General features: G+C 69.8%; 1 protein-coding gene. It reads left to right on the top strand.

Features of this window, described 5'->3' with window-relative positions; all coding sequences use genetic code 11:
- Positions 1 to 1,531, top strand: a 1,531-nt coding sequence (locus AB0L97_RS38615; RefSeq protein ID WP_364440019.1) for an amino acid adenylation domain-containing protein, incomplete at both ends; no start/stop codon positions are given.

Genomic DNA, 1,531 nt, shown 5'->3' with positions numbered 1-1,531 from the left:
CGAGTTCGCCCGCCGGGTGCACCAACTGGCGCGCTGGCTCAAGGTCAACGGCGTCGGCCCGGAATCGTATGTGGCGCTGGGCATGCGCCGCTCGATCGACCTGGTGGTCGGCATGTACGCGGTGAACGCCGCGGGCGGCGCGTACGTGCCGCTGGATCCGGACCATCCGGCCGAGCGCATCGACTACATCCTGGAGACCGCGCGCCCGGTGTGCGTGCTGACCTCCGGTTCCGACCTGGAGACCACGGTTTCCCGGCAGGTACGCATCGATCAGCTCGACCTGTCGGAGTTCTCCGACGGGCCGCTGACCGACGCCGACCGGCACAAGCCGTTGCGTCCGGCCAACACCGCGTACGTGATCTTCACCTCCGGTTCGACCGGCCGCCCGAAGGGTGTGGCGGTCTCGCACGCCGCGATCGTCAACCGTCTGGTGTGGATGCACGCCGAGTACGGCCTGGCGGCCTATGACGTGGTGTTGCAGAAGACGCCCGCGACGTTCGACGTGTCGGTGTGGGAGTTCTTCTGGCCGTTGCAGGTCGGCGCGCGCCTGGTGGTGGCGAAGCCGGACGGGCATCGCGATCCCGCGTACCTGGCGCGGCTGATCGTCGACGAGCAGGTCACCACGGTGCACTTCGTGCCGTCGATGCTGTCGGTGTTCGTCGCCGAGGAGCGCGCGGCCGAATGCACGAGCCTGCGCAATGTCTTCGCGTCCGGTGAGGCGCTGCCCGCGGTGACCGCGCAGAAGTTGCGCGAGCTGACCGGCGCGCGGCTGCACAACCTGTACGGCCCGACCGAGGCCGCGGTCGACGTCACCTTCCACGAGGTGACCGAGGCCGACACGGTGTCGGTGCCGATCGGCGCTCCGGTGTTCAACACGCAGGTGTACGTGCTGGATTCGCGGCTGCGGCCGGTTCCGGTCGGCGTGCCCGGCGAGCTGTACCTCGCGGGCGCGCAGCTGGCGCACGGCTATGTGGGCCGCCCCGATCTGACCACCGAGCGCTTCGTGGCCAACCCGTTCGGCACTGCCGAGCGGATGTACCGCACCGGCGACCTGGTGGCCTGGACCGACAAGGGCGAGCTGGAGTATTTGGGCCGCACCGACTTCCAGGTGAAGGTGCGCGGTCTGCGCATCGAGCTGGGCGAGATCGAGTCGGCGCTGACGGCGCTGGAGTCGGTGGCGCAGGCGGTGGTCGTGGTGCGCACCGACGAGCGGACCGGTGACCAGCTGGTCGCGTACCTGGTGACGGACCCGGACCGGGTGGTGGACGTCGAGTCGGTCAAGGCCGAACTCGGCGCGCGGCTGCCGGGGTACATGGTGCCCGCGGCCTATGTGGTGCTGGACGAGTTCCCGCTCAACGCCTCCGGCAAGCTCGATCGCAGGGCGCTGCCGGAGCCGGTGTTCGAGGCCAAGGTGTTCCGTGCGCCCGCCACGCCGGTGCAGGAGATCGTGGCCGAGACCTTCGCCGAGGTGCTCGGCGTGGAGCGGGTCGGCCTGGACGACGACTTCTTCGAGCTGGGCGGTAACTCGCTG

The sequence above is a fragment of the Nocardia sp. NPDC051911 genome (assembly GCF_040681035.1).
Taxonomy (GTDB): Bacteria; Actinomycetota; Actinomycetes; order Mycobacteriales; family Mycobacteriaceae; genus Nocardia; species Nocardia sichangensis.
This window is presented reverse-complemented; position numbering and strand designations above follow the sequence as displayed.